General features: G+C 61.5%; 19 protein-coding genes and 2 pseudogenes. 11 read left to right on the forward strand and 10 right to left on the reverse strand.

Going from position 1 to position 19,962, the window contains the following annotated elements; all coding sequences use genetic code 11:
• Positions 1-16 precede the first annotated feature (16 nt).
• From AC1DWG_RS17725 to AC1DWG_RS17735, 3 genes and pseudogenes are all read right to left on the reverse strand, one after another.
• Positions 17-1,129 carry an SCO family protein gene (locus AC1DWG_RS17725; RefSeq protein ID WP_477756086.1) on the reverse strand — a complete coding sequence of 371 codons (1,113 nt, stop codon included), beginning with the start codon at positions 1,127-1,129 and terminating at the stop codon, positions 17-19.
• 45 nt (positions 1,130-1,174) lie between these two features.
• Positions 1,175-1,372, reverse strand: a pseudogene (locus AC1DWG_RS17730) (hypothetical protein); the annotation flags it as partial.
• 242 nt (positions 1,373-1,614) lie between these two features.
• On the reverse strand, positions 1,615-3,060 hold the full coding sequence (locus AC1DWG_RS17735; RefSeq protein WP_477764911.1) for a sensor histidine kinase: 1,446 nt from the start codon (positions 3,058-3,060) through the stop codon (positions 1,615-1,617).
• A gap of 279 nt (positions 3,061-3,339) precedes the next feature.
• Here AC1DWG_RS17735 and AC1DWG_RS17740 point away from each other — a divergent pair.
• Both AC1DWG_RS17740 and AC1DWG_RS17745 read left to right on the forward strand, forming a co-directional pair.
• Positions 3,340-3,870: pseudogene (locus tag AC1DWG_RS17740) on the forward strand (hypothetical protein); the annotation flags it as partial.
• Positions 3,871-3,940: 70 nt separating this feature from the next.
• Entirely contained in the window at positions 3,941-5,368 is a 1,428-nt protein-coding gene (locus AC1DWG_RS17745) for an Ig-like domain-containing protein (protein WP_477788101.1), read from the forward strand.
• A 1,347-nt stretch (positions 5,369-6,715) separates the two neighbouring features.
• On the opposite strand, the gene AC1DWG_RS17750 is transcribed toward AC1DWG_RS17745, so the two are convergent.
• Both AC1DWG_RS17750 and AC1DWG_RS17755 read right to left on the reverse strand, forming a co-directional pair.
• Positions 6,716-8,167: an FAD/NAD(P)-binding protein gene (locus tag AC1DWG_RS17750; protein ID WP_477788102.1), complete on the reverse strand. Its 1,452-nt coding sequence runs from the start codon at positions 8,165-8,167 to the stop codon at positions 6,716-6,718.
• A gap of 14 nt (positions 8,168-8,181) precedes the next feature.
• Positions 8,182-8,745: a helix-turn-helix domain-containing protein gene (locus tag AC1DWG_RS17755; RefSeq protein WP_477756461.1), complete on the reverse strand. Its 564-nt coding sequence runs from the start codon at positions 8,743-8,745 to the stop codon at positions 8,182-8,184.
• Here AC1DWG_RS17755 and AC1DWG_RS17760 point away from each other — a divergent pair.
• The 7 genes from AC1DWG_RS17760 to AC1DWG_RS17790 all read left to right on the forward strand — a co-directional run bounded on the left by AC1DWG_RS17760 (position 8,740) and on the right by AC1DWG_RS17790 (position 16,048).
• Positions 8,740-9,765, forward strand: a complete 1,026-nt coding sequence (locus AC1DWG_RS17760; protein WP_477764914.1) for a DMT family transporter — start codon at positions 8,740-8,742, stop codon at positions 9,763-9,765. The genes AC1DWG_RS17755 and AC1DWG_RS17760 overlap by 6 nt on opposite strands.
• 219 nt (positions 9,766-9,984) lie before the next feature.
• Positions 9,985-12,903, forward strand: coding sequence for a monovalent cation/H+ antiporter subunit A (locus AC1DWG_RS17765; RefSeq protein ID WP_477764915.1), 2,919 nt, complete (start codon positions 9,985-9,987; stop codon positions 12,901-12,903).
• The gene (locus AC1DWG_RS17770; RefSeq protein WP_007973781.1) at positions 12,903-13,247 is read left to right on the forward strand and encodes a Na+/H+ antiporter subunit C; all 345 of its coding nucleotides are present in this window, start codon (positions 12,903-12,905) and stop codon (positions 13,245-13,247) included. Before AC1DWG_RS17765 ends, AC1DWG_RS17770 begins: the two co-directional genes overlap by 1 nt.
• Positions 13,244-14,929: a monovalent cation/H+ antiporter subunit D gene (locus AC1DWG_RS17775; protein ID WP_477764916.1), complete on the forward strand. Its 1,686-nt coding sequence runs from the start codon at positions 13,244-13,246 to the stop codon at positions 14,927-14,929. The genes AC1DWG_RS17770 and AC1DWG_RS17775 overlap by 4 nt, the downstream gene beginning before the upstream one ends.
• Positions 14,926-15,414: a Na+/H+ antiporter subunit E gene (locus tag AC1DWG_RS17780; RefSeq protein WP_477753127.1), complete on the forward strand. Its 489-nt coding sequence runs from the start codon at positions 14,926-14,928 to the stop codon at positions 15,412-15,414. The genes AC1DWG_RS17775 and AC1DWG_RS17780 overlap by 4 nt, the downstream gene beginning before the upstream one ends.
• A complete protein-coding gene (locus AC1DWG_RS17785) occupies positions 15,411-15,689 on the forward strand; it encodes a K+/H+ antiporter subunit F (protein ID WP_414925130.1) in 279 nt (92 codons plus the stop codon). The genes AC1DWG_RS17780 and AC1DWG_RS17785 overlap by 4 nt, the downstream gene beginning before the upstream one ends.
• Positions 15,686-16,048 carry a Na+/H+ antiporter subunit G gene (locus AC1DWG_RS17790; RefSeq protein ID WP_477764918.1) on the forward strand — a complete coding sequence of 121 codons (363 nt, stop codon included), beginning with the start codon at positions 15,686-15,688 and terminating at the stop codon, positions 16,046-16,048. The genes AC1DWG_RS17785 and AC1DWG_RS17790 overlap by 4 nt, the downstream gene beginning before the upstream one ends.
• A gap of 142 nt (positions 16,049-16,190) precedes the next feature.
• Here the strand turns inward: AC1DWG_RS17790 and AC1DWG_RS17795 are convergent, their stop codons facing one another.
• The 4 genes from AC1DWG_RS17795 to AC1DWG_RS17810 form a co-directional block, all read right to left on the reverse strand.
• Positions 16,191-16,628 carry a DUF3995 domain-containing protein gene (locus AC1DWG_RS17795; protein ID WP_477764919.1) on the reverse strand — a complete coding sequence of 146 codons (438 nt, stop codon included), beginning with the start codon at positions 16,626-16,628 and terminating at the stop codon, positions 16,191-16,193.
• Positions 16,629-16,745: 117 nt separating this feature from the next.
• Positions 16,746-17,759: an ABC transporter substrate-binding protein gene (locus tag AC1DWG_RS17800; protein ID WP_477764920.1), complete on the reverse strand. Its 1,014-nt coding sequence runs from the start codon at positions 17,757-17,759 to the stop codon at positions 16,746-16,748.
• A gap of 118 nt (positions 17,760-17,877) precedes the next feature.
• Complete coding sequence (locus AC1DWG_RS17805) at positions 17,878-18,081, reverse strand: hypothetical protein (protein ID WP_477753129.1); 204 nt, start codon at positions 18,079-18,081, stop codon at positions 17,878-17,880.
• Positions 18,081-18,551 (reverse strand): hypothetical protein, encoded by a 471-nt coding sequence (locus tag AC1DWG_RS17810; protein ID WP_007986246.1) that lies wholly within the window; start codon positions 18,549-18,551, stop codon positions 18,081-18,083. Before AC1DWG_RS17810 ends, AC1DWG_RS17805 begins: the two co-directional genes overlap by 1 nt.
• 413 nt (positions 18,552-18,964) lie before the next feature.
• On the opposite strand from AC1DWG_RS17810, the gene AC1DWG_RS17815 reads away from it, so the two are divergent.
• Both AC1DWG_RS17815 and AC1DWG_RS17820 read left to right on the forward strand, forming a co-directional pair.
• Entirely contained in the window at positions 18,965-19,213 is a 249-nt protein-coding gene (locus tag AC1DWG_RS17815) for a hypothetical protein (protein ID WP_477753130.1), read from the forward strand.
• A 161-nt stretch (positions 19,214-19,374) separates the two neighbouring features.
• Positions 19,375-19,605 carry a hypothetical protein gene (locus AC1DWG_RS17820; protein ID WP_477753131.1) on the forward strand — a complete coding sequence of 77 codons (231 nt, stop codon included), beginning with the start codon at positions 19,375-19,377 and terminating at the stop codon, positions 19,603-19,605.
• A gap of 88 nt (positions 19,606-19,693) precedes the next feature.
• Here AC1DWG_RS17820 and AC1DWG_RS17825 read toward each other — a convergent pair whose 3' ends face one another.
• Positions 19,694-19,897 carry a hypothetical protein gene (locus tag AC1DWG_RS17825; RefSeq protein WP_477753132.1) on the reverse strand — a complete coding sequence of 68 codons (204 nt, stop codon included), beginning with the start codon at positions 19,895-19,897 and terminating at the stop codon, positions 19,694-19,696.
• Between the last annotated feature and the right edge of the window lie 65 nt (positions 19,898-19,962).

Below are 19,962 nucleotides of genomic sequence, written 5' to 3' on the forward strand. Positions count from 1 at the left end.
CGTAACTATTTCGACGCTATTGCACCTGGGTCATGTCGGGTTGCGCGACCGAATGATGATGTTCAGGCTCCTCGTTACCACTGGCCAATGGCACTACCGGCGGATGCTGACGGTTGGTTTCTTCCTGCAGGAAATCGATGATGGACTGGACGGAACGCTCATCCAGCCGCAAGTTGGGCATCGGGATCCTGTTGTAGCGATCGAACAGTTCCATCGCAATCGGGTCCTTTTCCGCGAGCATGCGATCCGGTTCGCGGATCCAGCGGTTGAGCCAGGCCGGATCGCGCTGATGGGTCACGCCGATCAGGTCCGGGCCGATGCTGTGCAGGCCGATGCCCTGCCCGTCCAGCGGACCGAGGCTGTGGCAAGATGCGCAACGGGTGCGGAATAGCTCTTCACCATTGCTCGGCGGACGGATTTGCGGTGCATCGGCATAGCTTTCTTCCACACTGGGCTGTTTCCAGTTCTGCAAGGTATTGGCCAGTTGGTCGGCCAGAATCCACGGGTTTTCGAACGGCGAGGCTTTCATCCAGCGGCCCGTTGCCTGGTTGCCGACGATCAGGCTGAGGTTGTGGTCCTTGTTGCGCCCGTTATCGATGCCTTCGATGAACAGCCCCAGCTTCTTGCGCAGCTCGGTGACGTCGGCGAATTCCCCGGTGAGGAATTTCCACCCGGGCCCGACCTGGAAGCGTTGCGCATAGGCTTTGAGCACCTTGGGGGTATCACTCAAGGGGTCGATGCTGATGGAATAGAAGAAGACGTCCTTGCCGACCCGATCCCCCAGCAGTTTCTGCACCTGGCGCAGGCGCGCGGTTTCCAGGGGGCAGGAGTCGCTGCACGAGGTGAAGATGAAGTTGATCACCACCACCTTGCCTTTGATCATGTCATCGAAAAAACGCAGCTGCTGACCGTCCTGGTCGGTCAGCAGGGTGTTGGGGAAATAGTCGCCTCCCCACGGGGTGGCGGCTTCAACGACAGCGGGTTCGGCAGTGGATGCAGGAGCAGGTGCGGGCGTCGACGTCGGCTGGCTGGCGACCAGCAGCTGGCTGGCCAGCAAACCGGTCACCATCATCAGCACCAGGTGCATGCCCAAGGCTCGTGAGCGTGGTGAATGCAGCCTCATGTTCATCTCGACGCCCTCCCTGTTCAGGGTTTGACAACCACTTCAGGACCCGTCCTGTTGTGGCAACGGACCAGTGGCCGCCGGTGGAAACGGCAAGGACGCGGCCGGCGTGGCGGGGTCAGGTTTTGCCGGACCGAATGCTTCGAACAACAGCAGTTGTTGCGTGGATGGCTGCGCACCGAACAACGGGCTGGACTTGTTATTGTTGGAGTAATTAAAACGGGGCTGCACGGCCGGCGGCAGGACGCTCAAGGGCGTTAACAGTCCTGAACGTTTGAAGTTGTACTGCCCTTTTTTTTCCATCACCAGCCGCCTCGATGTCGTGATGGGGGTGATGGGGGTTCTGCAAGGACCTCGCCAATTATGTAATTTTCTTGTAAAAAAGCACTAACACTTTACAAAACAATGACTTACCAATATCAATGTGCGATGGCCGTGGAAATGACCGGGGATTGAAACCCAATATTGGGGGATAGTTCATCCCCGTTTTTTCAGGGGACCAGATTAAACAACAGACGGACAGTGGTGCCCTCGCCTTCACGACTATCCAGGGTCACCGCACCGCCAAAACGTTCCATGATCCGCTTGACCAGCACCAGCCCGACGCCCAGCCCGCTCTGCTTGGTGGTAAAGAACGGCCGGAAGGCCAATGTGCGCTGCTCCTCGCTCATGCCTTTGCCGGTATCGCTCACCTTCACGCTGACGCGCTGGGCATCGCGCGGCTCGATCTGGATGGTCAGCGTACCGCCGCTGTCCATGGCTTCCACCGCATTGGACAGCAGGCTGTTGAGGATCTGGGTCAGTTGCACCTGCTGGCTCAGGACCATGGGCGTCTGATCCGGTTCGAACACCACGTTGACCTTGGCCTTGCTGATCTGATGCTCGTAAGCCATCAGGCTGTCATGCAGTGCCGCCACCAGATTCACCGGTTCAGCTTCGTCATTGAGCGGTCGCAGGGACTGGAGCAACTCCCGTACCCATTTCGACATGCGATCGACCTGACCAATGATGTCGTTGATGTTCCCGTGTGCCGGACCGCTGTCGAACTCTATCGCCAGCTCGGCGCTTGAACGGATGTTCGCCAACGGATTGCGCAGACTGTGGGCGACCGCCGAGGACACCTCCCCCAGCGCCACAAAGGTCTCGTTGGTGATCAATTGCTTCTGCTGCGCCGCCAGCAGGATCGCCGCCCGCCGCACGATCCAGTACAGACCCAGGTAAATCAGACCGCCGCCCAGGGCGGTCGCCAGCCAGATCAGCACCAGGCCGCGCTCCATGCGGTTGATCAGGTCCTGCGGTTCCTTGTAAATCTCGACCATCGCCGTGACGGTGCTGCCATCGGCGTCGAACAGGGGAATGTAGTTTTCGATGAAGATGTACTTGGGGAGCTCCACGAACTTCTGTTCCACGCGGGATTTGTCTACATCGTGGTAACTGGTCGACACGGGAAGCCTGGAGCTGAACGCCCGGTCGAGGTCTTCATCGCCATGGATCGTGGTGCCCATCAAGGCCGGGTTGGTCGACCAGATCACCCTGCGATCGGGGGCATAGATGTTGGCCAGGATCACGTCCGGCAAATTTGCGATATGGTCGAGGAAATCATCACGGGCACTGGCGCTTGACAGCGGGTCGACGTCAGGAAAGTCCTTGTCTTTTCGTGGGTCGAGCAACTCGCCCATGGTCCGGATCTTGGGAATCGACACATTGCGCACCTCGACCGAGGCAATCGCCTGAATGAATTGCGAGGTCAACAGCGCATCGCGCTGCACGCTTTCGGTAATCACGAACTGCGAGGACACCGCCCCCAGCGCCACCGCCACCGTGCCGATCACCGCCATGCTGATCAGCGAAAACCAGCGCAGCAGATCGAACGGCCGCTTGCGCGTGTTCAAGCGGGCTTCGCTTTCGGTCACAAGCACTTTGGTGATTGAGTTCATGGACACGGTTCCCGGAAACCCCCTATAGGTTTATAGCCCACTCATAGCCGTTTGCCCGAACCTGGGGACTGCGATTCCCCACCCTCCCCGCCGTCCTATCCACCCCCAATGTTGGGGACAGCTGCCCGTCTCCCAACCTCCCGGTCTGCGCCGCGACTGCGCCAACGCCTTTACTCCGGGGCTCTCCCGGGCGTTTTCGCTGATTGGTATGGAAGTTGCCAAACTCCCTGCCAACTGACCCATCCCCAAGGGGCAGGTACTTCGATAGAGGGAATACTCATGCACCCTTTACTGTGCAAAACCGCGACCGCCCTGGTCGTGGCCGCTCTAGCCCAAGGTATTGCCCAGGCAGCGCTGTTTGCCGTAGACCCCGGACCCTACCTGCCAGCCAATGGCAATTTCGCCGCCTGATATCAGGACACCCACGGCCGAACCCTTGACCTGTGTTTATCCAAGGCTGTCAGTTCCAGGGTTGCCAGCGCGCCGGGCGCTCCGACTTACATGTGCTCGTTGATCCCTGCCCTTGGTATTTTCGACGACACCCAACCGTTGGTCTTCCCGACCAATTTCCCCGACGAAGCGTTCTGGGCCACAGGTGAAACGACCATCGTCGATGCCGCCCGGGGCATCGACCTGACCGATGTCTCGGCGCTCGAAGCTGCCTTCAGTGGCGGTGATCCGCTGGAGGGCGACCAGATCAGCTTCGCCCGTATCCGTATCCGTATTCGCATCGATGTACCCGTCGCCGGCACCTATGTCATCACCCACCCCTACGGCGTCGAAGTGTTCAACGTCGACACCCCCGGCCGGGACTATCCAGACCAACCTCTTCACCCTGTCCGGCAAGGTACTCGACAACCGCGCGCAAACCGCGGTGGACATGACCCGTGCCACCTACCGCCGCATAGCCGGCACGGGCGGTAACAACACCCGGGTCGAAGTGTTTGCCCAAGCCGCCAACGGTTCGACCCTGTGCTTTCGCGAAAGCATCGCCCTGGTACCCGGCCCGCCTGTGTCGCCTTGCCAGACCAACATGCTGAGCGATAACAACGGCGTGTTCTTTGGTCAGCATCTGCTGACCAACGGCACCGTGCCTGCGGTCGTGGTGGTCACCGCCACCAACCCCGCCGGGACCACCCGCCCGACCGCGGTGTCGGGCAAGCTCTCGGACGTGGTGAAAATCCAGACCGCTCGTTACGACTGGAGCAACCACAGCCTGCTGATCGAGGCCACCTCCACCGACGAAGTGGTGGTACCGGACATGGTCGCCCAGGGTTACGGACGGCTGTCGAAAACCGGCACCCTGCAACGCCTGACGGTGGCTGACCTGACTCAACCCCCTGCAACCGTTACGGTGAAATCCGCCGCCGGCGGCGGTGACACCGAGCCGGTCGTAGTCGTCGGCACGGCACCGGACACCGGCGCGAACCAGGCTCCGATCTCTGTCGCCGATACTGCCAGCACCAGCTTCGGCGTGCCGATCACCCTCAATCTGCTGGTTAACGACAGGGACCCGGACGGCAATACGCCGCTGAGCATTACCGCGCTGACCCAACCGGCCGCCGGCCAGGGCACCGTGGCCTTGAGCGGCACTACGGCGGTGGTCTACACCCCTCCCGCTGTCGTCAACGCGCCGCTGACCACGACCTTCACCTACAAGGCCCAGGACGCCAAAGGCCTGGCCTCGACGACTTCGGCAACCGTGACCCTCACCGTGGCGCCTAACCGGCCTCCGGTGGCAGTCGCCGATGCCGTCACGACACCGGGTGTGGCGATCCCCATCAACGTGCTGGCCAACGACACCGACCCGGAAGGCAACGTGCCGCTAGCGGTCGCCAGCTTCACTCAACCCGCGGCGGGTCGCGGCACTGTCAGCAGTAACGGCGCGGTGCTCACCTACACTCCGCCGGCCACCGTCACCACGGCCTTCACCACGACCTTCACCTACATCGCCCGGGACAGCTTCGGCGCCCTGTCGACGTCGCCGGCCACGGTCACCGTGCAGGTCTCGCCACGGCCTGCTGTTGAAACCTTCGCAGTGACCACCGCAACGGTGAGTGCCCGCTCCAATAACCGCTTCACCTGGGACTTTGCCGGCACTTCATCGGTGACCACCGGCAACACCATCACCATCAGGGTGACCACTCCGACCGGACTGGTCACCCTGGGCACCACCACCGTACAGGGGAACGGTCGCTGGCGGTTGACGGTGAACACCACCACCACGGTCGTTCCGTCGGCGAACCCGACCGCCACCATCACCTCGTCCCAAGGCTCCGTGCGGACAGTGCCGGTGATCGCCAACTGAGCCCGCGCCCCATTAGCCACATTGGTTGATGGGGCCGGCTTCAACCCTATGGAAAACCGCGGCCTCAGGTGGGGGGCCGCGGTTTTTTGCCGGGTGCATTGATGGAAGCAATCCAGCGGTGGTCTGGCTGCCATCACTGGAGCGGTGCCCAACCAAGCTCAATCCATTGGGCTGGGACAACTGCAAGTGAATGGCTGGCTCGCAAGCCGCCATCGTCGGAACGCCGCCCGGAGCAGGCTCGCTCCCACATTGGGTCCCGGTTGTACCCGATGTTGTGATCACTCAAGCCCCTGAGTGCGAGCATCCGAGGCGGCATGGTTCTTCATGCGTGCGCATTTCCCTGCAGGAGCTGTCGAGTGCAACGAGGCTGCGATCTTTTGGCTTTATTACTTACAAACAAGATCAAAAGATCGCAGCCTTCGGCAGCTCCTACGCAGTGATACATCCGTGAAATCAGGTCGACTGTCAGGCCGCCATCAAGCTCGCGATGGCGACGTGGCAGGCAACGTGGGTTTTTGAGGGTGTACATATCCATTTCTTCGGTCACGGCCACTTAGGGTTCCGCCCTTACGGCGGGTCACTTGGAAGAGCCCCAAGTAACCAAGGGCTCTTGCCCCTGACATTCGGTGCCTCGCCGTGGCTCGGCATACCCTCGCTCCGGTCCTGCTCCGTGGGCCCGCCGCCATCGGCCATCCATGGCCGGGGGCGGCTAACCCGGCATCCATGCCGGGTTGCCCACTGCGCAGAACCTCCTCTCGGCCTCACGAGGGGGCGTACACCGCAACAGCGCCCGAGGCGGCCTACCGGCCGGCCTGGTTCTGATGTGTGCGTGTTTCCCTGTAGGAGCTGTCGAGTGCAACGAGGCTGCGATCTTTTGCCTTTATTTTTTACAAGCAAGATCAAAAGATCGCAGCCTTCGGCAGCTCCTACGGAGTGATACATCCGCGAAATCAGGTCGGCTGTCAGGCCGCCTTCGCGAGCAGGCTCGCTCCTACAGAAGAGCAAAGGCAGATCGGCCTACACCCTCGCTTCTCACCACTCATCAGGCCGAGCGTTAGCTCGCCTGCAGCTCTTGATCTTGATCCACCCGCCCCCTCGGAAGGCTGAGTGGAGGCGCTCATCCGGGGGTAGGCGCGCAGCGCCGTTCGGCGCAGCCGAACACATCGAGAGGAGGTCGAGCGAAGCCGACCGGAGGCGATGCCCCCGGATGAATGCCGGAGCGAAGGAACCCCGAGCCTTGGCGAGGGGCCGTACGTAAGGGGCGAGACCTTTGGTTCCTTTGGGCTGGGCCGGCACTCCGGCGTTTGCCAAAGGGACTCGCCGTAAGGGCGAAACCGCCAGCCGCCGTTACCGCAGCAACGGATATGTACTCAGACCCACAACCTGATCGACGAGTCCCGTCAGCCGCTCGGCCAACGCCTTGGCCTGGCTCGCCACGTCGGTAACGGCGGTACTTTCCCACCACATGCCGCGCAACGGCGGGCCCATGGCAAACAGACGGCGCGCGGGCTGACCCTCGGCGTTCAGGACCGCGCCATCGACCTCTGCGGCGATGCCCAAGGCCAAAGGCCCCGGCCGCACCAGGCCGCGGGCGAGCAATTGCCGGGGTAGTGGTCGCGCGACCCGGCGCCAATCGTATTCGATACCGCTGGAGTTGATCAGGGCGGCACCGCTGACCACACTGGTCTGCGCCTCGCCGCGCCGTCGAAGGCGGATACTCACCTCGCCATTGCGCGAAGGCTCAAGCCCATTGAACGAAGCCGCGTGAATACGTAACCGCCCTTCTTTATATAGGCGCTCCACCAATTCGGCGCTCAAGGGTGGCGAGCGGTGGTGATGGCTTTCCCACCACGGCCGCACATGCCGCACGAACTGCCGACGCTGCACGTCCGTCGCCTGATGCCACAAGCGGCAGATATGTGCCCGCACCGTGTCCAGTGGCGCTTGCCAGTCGATACCCTGGGCGATAGCGTCCCGGCAGTGTCGACGCAGTTCGCGCATCAGCTGGCGAGGTGTGCGGATACTCAGGTCCTCAGCGAGAAAATCCACCCAGGCCGGTGGCTGGCGACGCACATGGGGCAGCAGCCCGTGGCGGGAAAACACTTCGATCGGCCCGCGATGCCCGGCCTGTTCCAGGGACACCACGGCGTCGACCATGGTCAGGCCCGAGCCGATGATCATGACCGTCGATTGCGGATCGAGCCGCTGCATGGCCGCCACGTCCCACGGATCGAGGGCGGCCGCATTCAAGCCGCTGGATTCGGTTTGTGGCGTGCGCGCGGCGGGAAACATTCCGGTGGCCAGCACCGCAAACGCGCCCTGCACGCATCGGCCATCGCTCAAGGTCAACCGCACGGTGTCGGCATCGGTTTGCAAATCGACCGCCTCGGCCTGCACATGCTCGACCGTCGAACCGTTCAGTGCACCCACCGCCTGTGCTTCGGCCAGGCGCTGTCGGGCGTACAGGCCGAATACGCCCCGTGGTGGAAACAGTTCGCTGATCGGCACATGCTGCTGATCCGATTCCGGCCAGCCGCCCGCCGCGATGTACCCGGTCAGCCATTGGGTCAGGTCGTCGGCGTTGTCCGGATCGACACTCATCCGCGCCGCATTGCCGTTGAGCGTATGGCCCAGTTCCACCGCACTGTAGGCTTCGCCCCGCCCCAACTCGGCCCGGGGCTCGATCACCAGCACCCGGCGCTGGCCCGGCAAGCGCATCAACTGCGCCGCCAGCATCGCGCCACTGAGGCCGCCGCCGACAATCAGGATGTCGGCGTCATTGGTCAAGGTCTGGTCCATCGTGCTCTCCCTGTTCAGATCACCACGTTACGCACAAACCGCGCCGCCACCGCCCCGTCGTTGCGATAACAGTGCGGCTGGTTGCTGGCGAACATGAAGAATTCACCCGCGGCGATAGGCTGTGGCTGGTCGCCGAGCATAACGGTCAGGCAACCTTCGAAGACATAAATCTGCTCGCTCCAGCCATCGGCGTCCGGCTCCGACGGATACACCTCGCCCGGTTGCAGGCACCACTCCCACTGCTCGACTTCGCGGCTGGCCTGGGCCTTGGAGAGCAACACCGCTTTGCTGCCGGGGATCGTACCGGTCCAGGCCAGCTCATTGATACGACTGGGATCGCGGGCGTCGGGCGCCTGGATCAAATCACTGAAGGCAACGTCGAGGGCTTCGGCCACCCGGTCGAGGGTGGTCAGGCTGACGTTCTTTTCCCCCGCCTCGATCGCCACCAGCATTCGACGGCTGACACCGGACTTTTCCGCCAGCGCGCTCTGGCTCAGGTCGGCGGCATGACGCAAACGACGGACGTTTTGACTGACGTGCTGGAGGACCGAAGCCCGTTGGGTAGAATCTTTGTGCACTATATTGCTCACTGGGTGGGGTTGGGCAGTATACTGCGCAACATTCGACGCATTGTGCGTCCCCCTCCAGTAGCGTGCAAGGTCATGACGTTGGTGAACTCCCCAAAGGCTTCCTCCCGTTTCACACGGTTCAGCAAGGCTGAATGCGTGCTGGTGCTGATCACGATGGTCTGGGGCGGTACCTTCCTGTTGGTACAGCACGCGATGACCGTCAGCGGCCCGATGTTTTTCGTCGGCCTGCGTTTTGCCGCCGCCGCGAGCATCGTCGCCCTGTTCTCCTGGCGTCATCTGCGCGACATGACTTTGTTCGAACTCAAGGCGGGGTCGTTTATCGGCGTGGCGATCATGCTCGGCTACGGCTTGCAGACGGTCGGGTTGCAGAGCATTCCCAGCAGCCAATCGGCATTCATTACCGCGCTGTACGTGCCTTTCGTGCCGTTGCTGCAATGGCTGGTGCTGGGGCGGCGCCCGGGGTTGATGCCCAGCATCGGCATCATGCTGGCCTTTAGCGGGTTGATGCTGTTGTCCGGGCCGTCCGGTGCGGCGTTCAACTTCAGCTCCGGTGAAATCGCCACCTTGATCAGCGCCGTGGCCATTGCGGCCGAGATCATCCTGATCAGCACCTATGCCGGCCAGGTCGATGTGCGCCGGGTGACGGCGGTGCAACTGGCGGTGACTTCGGTGCTGTCGTTCCTGATGGTGGTGCCGACCAACGAGGCGATTCCGGATTTCTCGTGGTTGCTGCTGTGTAGCGCGCTGGGCCTTGGGGCGGCAAGCGCGGCGATTCAGGTGGCGATGAACTGGGCACAGAAAAGCGTGTCACCGACCCGCGCCACGCTGATCTATGCCGGTGAGCCGGTATGGGCCGGGATTGTCGGGCGTATCGCCGGGGAACGTTTGCCGGCGATTGCCCTGGTCGGGGCCGGGTTGATTGTAGCGGCGGTGATAGTCAGTGAGTTGAAGACCAAGGGTAAGGCTGCGACGGTTGATGAACTGCTGGAAAGCGAAAGCGGCAACTGAAACATTAAAGATCAAAAGATCGCAGCCTGCGGCAGCTCCTACATTGAAATGCGTACTTTGTAGGAGCTGCCGCAGGCTGCGATCTTTTTTGCCTCCCAATGAAACAATGTGAATCAGGGCTTTTCCGTCTACCGTGTAGGATTCTGCGACAGCTTGGCGTTTGGTGATCCGGGAGCTGGCACGTATGATGCTTCACAAACTTCCGCAGATTAGAAGCCTATGTCCCTGATAGTTCTACTGCTTCTGCCTTTCATAGGCAGCTGTTTGGCGGCCGTGTTGCCGCACAATGCCCGTAACGCCGAATCTCTGCTAGCCGGCCTGATCGCCCTGATCGGCACCCTTCAGGTCGCATTCCTGTACCCGCAGATCGCCCATGGCGGCGTCATTCGCGAAGAGTTTTCATGGCTGCCCAGCCTGGGCCTGAACTTCGTCCTGCGCATGGACGGTTTCGCCTGGCTGTTCTCCATGCTGGTGCTGGGCATCGGCACCCTGGTTTCGCTGTACGCCCGCTACTACATGTCGCCGAACGATCCGGTGCCGCGTTTCTTCGCGTTTTTCCTGGCCTTCATGGGCGCCATGCTCGGGCTGGTGATCTCCGGCAACCTGATCCAGATCGTGTTTTTCTGGGAGCTGACCAGCCTCTTCTCGTTCCTGTTGATTGGCTACTGGCACCATCGCGCCGATGCCCGGCGCGGCGCCTACATGGCGCTGATGGTGACCGGTGCGGGCGGTTTGTGCCTGCTGGCGGGGGCCATGCTGCTCGGCCATGTGGTCGGCAGCTATGACCTGGACAAGGTCCTGGTCGCCGGCGACCTGATTCGCGCCCATGGCCTCTACCCGATTCTATTGCCCCTGATCCTGATCGGTGCCTTGAGCAAAAGTGCGCAATTTCCCTTTCATTTCTGGTTGCCCCACGCCATGGCCGCGCCGACGCCCGTGTCGGCGTATCTGCACTCGGCGACCATGGTCAAGGCCGGGGTCTTCCTGCTCGCGCGGCTATGGCCTTCGCTTTCGGGCAGTGAAGAATGGTTCTACATCGTCAGCGGCGCCGGCGCCTGCACCCTGTTGCTCGGGGCGTACTGCGCAATGTTCCAGAACGACCTCAAGGGCTTGCTGGCCTACTCGACCATCAGCCACCTCGGCCTGATTACCCTGTTGCTCGGCCTGAACAGTCCGCTGGCCGCCGTCGCCGCGGTGTTCCATATCCTCAACCACGCGACCTTCAAGGCCTCGCTGTTCATGGCCGCCGGCATTATCGACCACGAAAGCGGCACCCGCGACATCCGCAAACTCAGTGGCCTGTACAAGCTGATGCCGTTCACCGCCACCCTGGCCATGGTCGCCAGCGCCTCGATGGCCGGCGTACCGTTGCTCAACGGCTTCCTGTCCAAGGAAATGTTCTTCGCCGAAACCGTGTTCATCAATGCCACCCGCTGGGTCGAACTCAGCTTGCCGATCGTGGCAACCATTGCCGGTACCTTCAGCGTGGCATACTCCCTGCGTTTCACCGTGGATGTGTTCTTCGGTCCGCCCGCGACCGACTTGCCCCACACGCCCCACGAGCCACCGCGCTGGATGCGCGCGCCGGTCGAGTTGCTGGTGTTCACTTGTTTGCTGGTGGGGATCTTCCCGGCCCAGGTGGTCGGCCCGCTGCTCGCGACGGCGGCGCAACCGGTGGTCGGCGGCACGCTGCCCGAGTACAGCCTGGCGATCTGGCATGGCCTGAACGCGCCGATGATCATGAGCCTGATCGCATTGTCCTGCGGCACCGTGCTCTATCTGCTGCTGCGCAATCAATTCAAGCGCGGACGCTTCAACCGTCCGCCGGTCATTGGTCGCCTGGACGGCAAGCACCTGTTCGAATACGCGCTGGTCGCGATCATGCGCCTGGCCCGTCGCCTGGAGCCGCGGATTGGCACCCGGCGCCTGCAAATGCAGTTGTTCCTGGTGGTGTTCGCCGCCGTGCTGGCCGGGTTGATCCCCATGCTGCACAGCAGCCTGCACTGGGGCGACCGGCCGAAAATCCCCGGGTCGATCGTCTTCGTCACCTTGTGGTTGCTGGCCATCGCCTGCGCCCTGGGCGCGGCCTATCAAGCCAAGTATCACCGGCTCGCGGCCCTGACCATGGTCAGCGTCTGCGGCCTGATGACCTGCGTCACTTTCGTCTGGTTTTCGGCGCCGGACCTGGCCCTGACCCAACTGGCGGTCGAAGTGGTGACCACGGTGCTGATCCTGCTGGGCCTGCGCTGGTTGCCACGACGGATCGAGGAAGTCTCGCCGTTGCCCGGCAGTCTGCGCCGGGCGCGGGTACGGCGGATCCGCGACTTGCTGCTGTCGACCGCGGTCGGTGTCGGCATGGCGTTGCTGGCCTACGCCATGCTGACGCGCCAGACCCCCAACGATATTTCCTCGTTCTACCTCAGCCGCGCCTTGCCCGAAGGCGGCGGCAGCAACGTGGTCAACGTGATGCTGGTGGACTTCCGTGGTTTCGACACCCTCGGTGAAATCACGGTGCTGGTGGCCGTGGCCCTGACCGTGTTCGCCCTGCTGCGCCGCTTCCGCCCACCGAAAGAAAGCCTGCAACTGCCGGCCCAGCAACGCTTGCTCGCACCGGACGTGGTCACCGACCTGGTCAACCCGCGTCATGCCAGCGACACCGCACTCGGCTTCATGATGGTGCCGGCGGTGCTGGTGCGCCTGCTGTTGCCGGTGGCGCTGGTGGTGTCGTTCTACCTGTTCATGCGCGGGCACAATCAACCGGGCGGCGGCTTTGTTGCGGGGCTGGTGATGTCGGTGGCGTTCATCCTGCAATACATGGTCGCCGGCACGCAGTGGGTCGAGGCGCAAATGAGCCTGCGGCCACTGCGCTGGATGGGCACCGGACTGCTGTTTGCCACGGCCACCGGGCTGGGTGCGATGCTGGTCGGCTATCCGTTCCTGACCACCCACACCTGGCATTTCTCGTTGCCGCTGCTGGGTGACATTCACCTGGCCAGCGCGTTGTTCTTCGACATCGGCGTATACGGCGTGGTGGTCGGTTCGACCCTGTTGATCCTCACAGCCCTCGCCCACCAATCGGTGCGGGGTCACAAAACCGCTGCCCAGCCTAAATCCGTTGCCATGAAGGAGGTCGTCTGATGGAAGAAGTCATCGCAATCGCCATCGGCGTACTGGCCGCGTCCGGCGTCTGGCTGATCCTGCGCCCACGGACGTTCCAGGTGGTCATGGGCCTGTGCCTGCTGTCCTACGGCGTCAATCTGTTCATTTTCAGCATGGGCAGCCTGTTCATCGGCAAGGAACCGATCATCAAGGACGGCGTACCGCAGGACTTGCTGCATTACACCGATCCGTTGCCGCAAGCACTGGTGCTGACGGCGATCGTCATCAGCTTTGCCATGACCGCACTGTTTCTGGTGGTGCTGCTGGCCTCCCGGGGCCTGACCGGCACCGACCATGTGGATGGCCGGGAGCCCAGGGAATGATGGCGATGACCCACCTGATCGTCGCACCCATTCTGCTGCCGCTGCTGACCGCCGCGATCATGCTGATGCTCGGCGAGAAGCACCGGCCGCTCAAGGCGAAGATCAATCTGTTCTCCAGCCTGCTCGGCCTGGGCATTGCCGTGGCGTTGTGGCAATGGACACAAACCACCGGCGTGCCCGGCTCCATCGGTGTGTACCTGCCGGGCAACTGGCAAGTGCCGTTCGGCCTGGTGTTGGTGGTCGATCGCCTGTCGGCACTGATGCTGGTGCTGACCGGCATCATAGGCGTCTGTGCCCTGCTGTTTGCCATGGCCCGCTGGGACGGCGCCGGTTCGAGTTTTCACGCGCTGTTCCAGATCCAGATGATGGGCCTTTACGGCGCGTTCCTCACCGCTGACCTGTTCAACCTGTTCGTATTCTTCGAAGTGTTGTTGGCGGCGTCCTACGGGTTGATGCTCCACGGTTCGGGCCGGGCGCGGGTGTCGTCGGGGCTGCACTACATCTCGATCAACCTGTTGGCCTCGTCACTGTTCCTGATTGGCGCGGCGCTGATCTATGGCGTCACCGGCACGTTGAACATGGCTGACCTGGCGGTAAAAATCCCGCTGGTGTCCGAAGCTGATCGGGGCTTGCTGCACGCCGGCGCGGGGATTCTGGCCGTCGCGTTTCTGGCCAAGGCCGGCATGTGGCCGTTGAACTTCTGGCTGGTGCCGGCCTATTCCTCGGCCAGTGCGCCGGTGGCGGCGATGTTCGCGATCATGACCAAGGTCGGCGTCTACACCTTGCTGCGCCTGTGGACGCTGCTGTTCTCCGCCCAGGCCGGGGCATCGGCGTTCTATGGCGGGCAGTGGCTGATTTACGGTGGCATGGCGACCATCGTCTGCGCCGCCATGGCGATCCTCGCCGCGCAACGCCTGGAGCGCATGGCCAGCCTGAGCATTCTGGTGTCGGCGGGCATTCTGTTGTCGACCATCGGTTTCGCCCAGCCGAACCTGGTCGGCGCGGCGCTGTTCTACCTGTTCAGCTCGACCCTGGCATTGAGCGCATTGTTCCTGCTGGCCGAACTGATCGAACGCTCGCGCTCGGCCAACGAAATCCTGCTCGAAGACGAAACCGAACTGCTGCCGCGGCCACTGGAATCCCTGCATCCGCCCAAAGGCATCAACCTCGACGACGAACAAAAAGCCGTGGTCGGCCAGGTGATTCCCTGGACCATGGCGTTTCTTGGCCTGAGCTTCATCGCCTGCGCCTTGCTGATCATCGGCATGCCGCCGCTCTCCGGCTTTATCGGCAAACTCGGGTTGATCGGTGCCCTGCTCAATCCGCTGGGCCTGGGCAACAGCGGCAACACACCGGTTTCCAACGCCGCGTGGGGCCTGTTGGTGTTGTTGATTGTGTCCGGGTTGGCGTCGCTGATCGCGTTCTCGCGCTTGGGTATCCAGCGCTTCTGGACGCCAGCCGAACGTCCTTCGCCCCTGCTGCGACGCCTGGAATGCGTGCCGATCTTCGCCCTGCTGGGCTTGAGCATTGCGCTGACCTTCAAGGCCGATCCGCTGCTGCGCTACACCCAGGCCGCCGCCGATGCCTTGTACAACCCGCAGCAGTACGTGATGGCGGTGCTCGACACGCGCGTTGTACCGAACCCGCCGGCCCATGCAACCCCGCAGGAGGTGCAGCCATGAAGCGCCTGTTTCCGGCACCGTTGCTGTCGCTGGCCTTGTGGCTGCTGTGGCTGTTGCTGAACCTGTCGACCAGCCCCGGCAACCTGCTGCTGGGTGCGGTGCTGGGGTTCTGTGCGCCATTGATGATGCGCAGGCTGCGTCCGCTGCCGGTGCGCATTCGTCGACCTGGAGTGATCCTGCGCCTGGTCCTGCTGGTCGGGCGCGATGTGCTGATGTCCAACCTCGCCGTGGCCTGGAGCGTGCTCAATGCCGGTCGCCGCCCGCCCCGCTCGCGATTCATCAAGGTGCCGCTGGACTTGCGTGACGCCAACGGCCTGGCCGCGCTGTCGATGATCACCACGGTGGTGCCCGGTACGGTCTGGTCGGAGCTGGCGCTGGACCGCAGCATTCTGCTGTTGCACGTCTTCGACCTGGACGATGAGGCGCTGTTCATCCAGCACTTCAAGGCGACCTACGAACGTCCTTTGATGGAGATCTTCGAATGAGCCCGTTGCTGTCGAGCGCGATCCTGCTGAGCCTGTTCTTCTTTTCTTTGGCGATGATCCTGACCCTGGTCCGCCTGTTCAAGGGACCGTCGGCCCAGGACCGGGTCCTGGCGCTGGACTATCTGTATATCGTCGCGATGCTGATGATGCTGGCGCTGGGTATTCGCTATGCCAGTGACACGTACTTCGAGGCGGCGCTGCTGATCGCACTGTTCGGTTTCGTCGGCTCGTTCGCCCTGGCGAAATTCCTGCTGCGTGGTGAGGTGATCGAATGAATACGCCATTGTCATTGTGGGTGGAAATCCCGGTGGCGATCCTGCTGGTGCTCGGCAGCCTGTTTACGTTGATTGGCGCCACGGGCCTGCTGCGCATGAAGGATTACTTCCAGCGCATGCACCCACCGGCCCTGGCCTCGACGCTTGGGGCCTGGTGCGTGGCGCTGGCGTCGATCATCTACTTTTCGGCGCTCAAGTCCGCACCGGTATTGCACGCCTGGCTGATTCCGATCCTGCTGGCGATTACCGTACCGGTGACCACCTTGCTGCTGGCCCGGGCGGCGCTGTTTCGCAAACGCATGGCCGGGGATGATGTGCCGGCCGAAGTGAGCAGTCGGCGGACCGAGAGCGGTAGTTAGACCAAAGTTTTTTGGTGTCTGAACCGGCCTCTTCGTCGGATCGCCGCCCGGACCAAGCCCGCTCCTACAAGGGGCTGTGTCGCTCACAAATCTCCTGTAGGAGCGGGCTTGCCCGCGAAAGCGATAGACCTGTCAATGTGCCTCAGCCCCAGGCCACCGTCAACAACCCCGCCCCCAGCACCACACACAACGGCGAGTAAACCCAGGTGTCCAGCCGGGCAAATTTCGAGCCTTTGACCTCTTTGAAAAAACCCACCAGCTCCGAATCGCCAATGGCCCGGGCAAACAGCAAAATCGCTATCGCGCTGATCACCCACTGCAACGACCAGTGATGCAACGGTGGCAGCCACCAACCCACCCGCAAGCACACCAGCGCGGCAATCAACAGCAACAGCCCGGCCACCACCAGCGTGATCCAGCCTCGTGGCTTGAACGCCGGTCGCAGTTGCGCGCTGCCCTCCTGCGGCACTTGCGGGACCGCCGCCACCGCCGCCCATTCACCACCCAACGCCCAATACACATGCACCAGACTGATCACTGCGAAGATCGTCACCAGCCACTGAGCCAACAGCAAAGTCATGGTTCAGAGATCCTTGAAAGGAATATGAACTGAACATTGTAGGAGCTGCCGCAGGCTGCGATCTTTTGATTTTGTTTTTTTAAGACAAGATCAAAAGATCGCAGCCTGCGGCAGCTCCTACAGGGCGGCGGAGACTTTATCCGCCACGTCCTTGGGCAGCCAGGCCCGCCAGACGTCCGGATGAGCCTTCATGAACGCCTGCGCCGCCTGACGCGGCGGTGTATGTTTCTCGCTCATCTCGGCCAGCGCTTTGTTCAGGGGGGCGATCGGGAAGTCGACCTTGGCGAAGAACTCGACAATCTGCGGATACTGCTTCTGGAAGGGTGTGGACACACCGATCGACAGCTTGGAGGCCAGGGAACGGGTCGGCTGTGGGTTGGGGTTATCGGCGTCGGTCAGGGTCTTCCAGGCTTCGGCGTCAAACGGTGGCTCTTCCAGTTGTATCAGCTTGAAGCGGCCGAGCAACGGCGTGGGCGACCAGTAGTAAAACAGTACCGGCTTGCCACGACGAATGGACGAACTGATCTCTGCATCCAGTGCCGCGCCCGAACCACTGCGGAAGTTCACGTAGCTGTCGTCCAGCCCATAGGCCTTGAGCTTCTGCTTGTTGACCACTTCCGAGGTCCAGCCGATGGGGCTGTTGAGGAAACGTCCCTTGGTCGGGGCTTCCGGGTCCTTGAACACGTTTTTGTATTTCGGCAGGTCGCTGACGCTGCGCAGGTCCGGTGCCAGCGGCTTGATGCCCTTGGCCGGGTCGCCCTTGATCACATATTCCGGCACCCACCAGCCTTCTGTAGCGCCCTTGACCGTGTCGCCGAGGCTGACGACTTTGCCTTCGGCTTCCGCCTTGACCCAGACCGGGCTGCGACCGGCCCACTCTTCGCCAATGACCTGGATGTCATTGTTGGCCAGCGCGGTTTCCAGGGTGATGGTGGTGCCCGGCAAGGTGTCGGTCGGCAGCCCGTAGCCCTTCTCGACAATGATGCGCAGGACATCGGTAATCAGGCTGCCGCTTTCCCAGTTCAGGTCGGCGAAGTGGATCGTCGCCTGGGCGGCAAACACCGGGGCGGGAATCGCCAGCAAACCGAAAGTGGCCAGGACAGCAGCCAGCAACCGTCGAAATCCGTTCATGCTTTTGCACCTCGTGCTGTTCACAGCAATAGCAGGATGGCCTGGCAGTAGACCGCCAAGCCTCTGAATACTCAGTCCAATGACTGTAGTAGAGGTTCCTGCTTTCGAGGTGCGTGGATCAGTTTTCGCAGGTTTCCTGCAAACGCATCAGCTCGCGTCTGACCATGCTGGCGTATGCCGCCGGTTGCAGTTGGTAAAGCTGTGACGCCACCCAATTCAGCCAGGCTCCTTGCAGAATGACCTTCTGCCCGAACAGCCGCCGCGCTTCGTCTTGAGCGCTGGCCAGGTTCTGTTCGTGGAAATCGGCGCGGGTCAGGGTCATCACTCGCTGGCCTTGAAGGTCACCAGCTCGCCCTTGCGCCACTTGGCCGCTTTGGCGGTCACGGCTTTGAGGGTCTTGGTCAGGCCTTCCTGCAGCTGTTGATGGGCGGCAAACACCATCACCACGCTGTGACCTTCCTTGAACACTATCCCCTGACCGTCGGCCGTGGTCACGAAGGCGTAATCGCCAATTCCGTAAACCGTCAGTTTGATGTCGCGGAACTTGATGTCCAGCTTGCCGCCTTCGCGACTGGGCAGCACGGACGCGCTGAAATGATCACCGACCTTGAGCTTGAGTCCGGGTTTGTCGTCCACCACCAGGGCTGATTCGGTGTCGATTTCGGCAATGTAGATGCCTTCAGCGTTCTGTTCGGTGATGTAAACGAAACGTGACTGAAACTGCTTGACCAGCTTTGCGCGCAAATCACCCAGCACGAACAAAGCATGCATATCGAGATTACTTACTGCCAAGGAAACATCCCCACATCTGAAAAATGGTGCCGTGCGCGAAAAATAAACGCACAGCCAAAAAAGCGGCAATGCCGAAGGTGTCGCCAAAGAACCCGGATTGAAGTCCTGAATGAGCAGTGCACTCATTCATCACGAAGCTTGAGAAGACTACTGGAACGTCACTCGCGTCGTCCTGACTGGCGTTCGTCACAGGCTGAAGGAAAACGCCCTTCCTGCTGCCAGAAAATTATGGACTATCAACTTCGGGGAAAAATCTCATCAAGAAAAAATCTTTTCCTACATATCGTCCGCAAAAAATTGCTTTAGATAAACATCGATCACCCGCCAGTGAGGGTGATTCTAGAGCAGCGATGCTCTTGGAGACTAGCCAAAACGACGTGCATACGTCGATAAAACCATGAAAAGGACTTCATATGTGCACGCTGACTCACTTTGCTTATCCGTTGGTGCCTGACTCGGAAACAGCGCCAACCGCGCATCCGATACGGTTCCGCCACCACGAACCGCATCACGATGTCCCGGCCCGCCCGCGATTTCAGGTGGTGATGGCGGGCATTGCCTTCTTTCATATCAAGGATATTTCGACAGGCTGCGTAAGAGGTTTCCGAGCCGATCATAACGAAGCCTGTGCCCTCGCCCGGTTTCTGGAATCACATTGTTGACATGCCCGTCGCACTCATCGCCATCGACGTTTCGTCTGCCCGCCGACTTATCTGAGCCGTCGACGGGCAACTACTGCCATACTGCCCGCCAAATAAAACGGATCCGCAGAAAATCGGGTCGCGTTGACAACAACAACGTATTTCCAGGGGAAGTCGGCAACGTGACGGAATTTGATATCGGCGAGTTTTTTATCCGGGGTGAAGCCAGAGAAGTCGAGGGTGAATTCCAGGCCGTGATTGTCATGCGCGCCAAACCACCGCTCAAGACCGTGACGTATTACCAGGTCGAAAAGGATCGCTGGTTCAAAACCCCGGATGTCGCCGCCATTGCGGCCCAGGAATCGGCCAGGGAACTGAAGGCGGCGGTCGATGCGGGCGCGCTGAAAGCCTGATTGTCGGGTTGGCGGTGCGCGAAGACGTAGATTGGGCGCGGGTGGTCGACGACCTGAACCTGCGTATGCACCAGACGCACTGACCACCTCAATGCAGGCTGCCAGGTTCTTCGGCGTTCAATTGCGCCAACCAGGCAGCCTTGCACTCCTCCGCTTCATCGCGACTGGAGAACGCCGTGCCCCGGCGCTCGCCATTGAACAACACCACCCAACAGACCCTGCGCCCCATGGATCGCAAATTGGCGGGCACACCGCTGCCGATCATGACCGCGACATCAACTTTGCCTTGCATGCTGACCTCTCGAAATTAATTAGCAACCTAATTAGTAGGTATGTTATTTAGTTTTTCGACGAGGA

It is taken from the genome of Pseudomonas sp. P4_B3, from assembly GCF_056402295.1.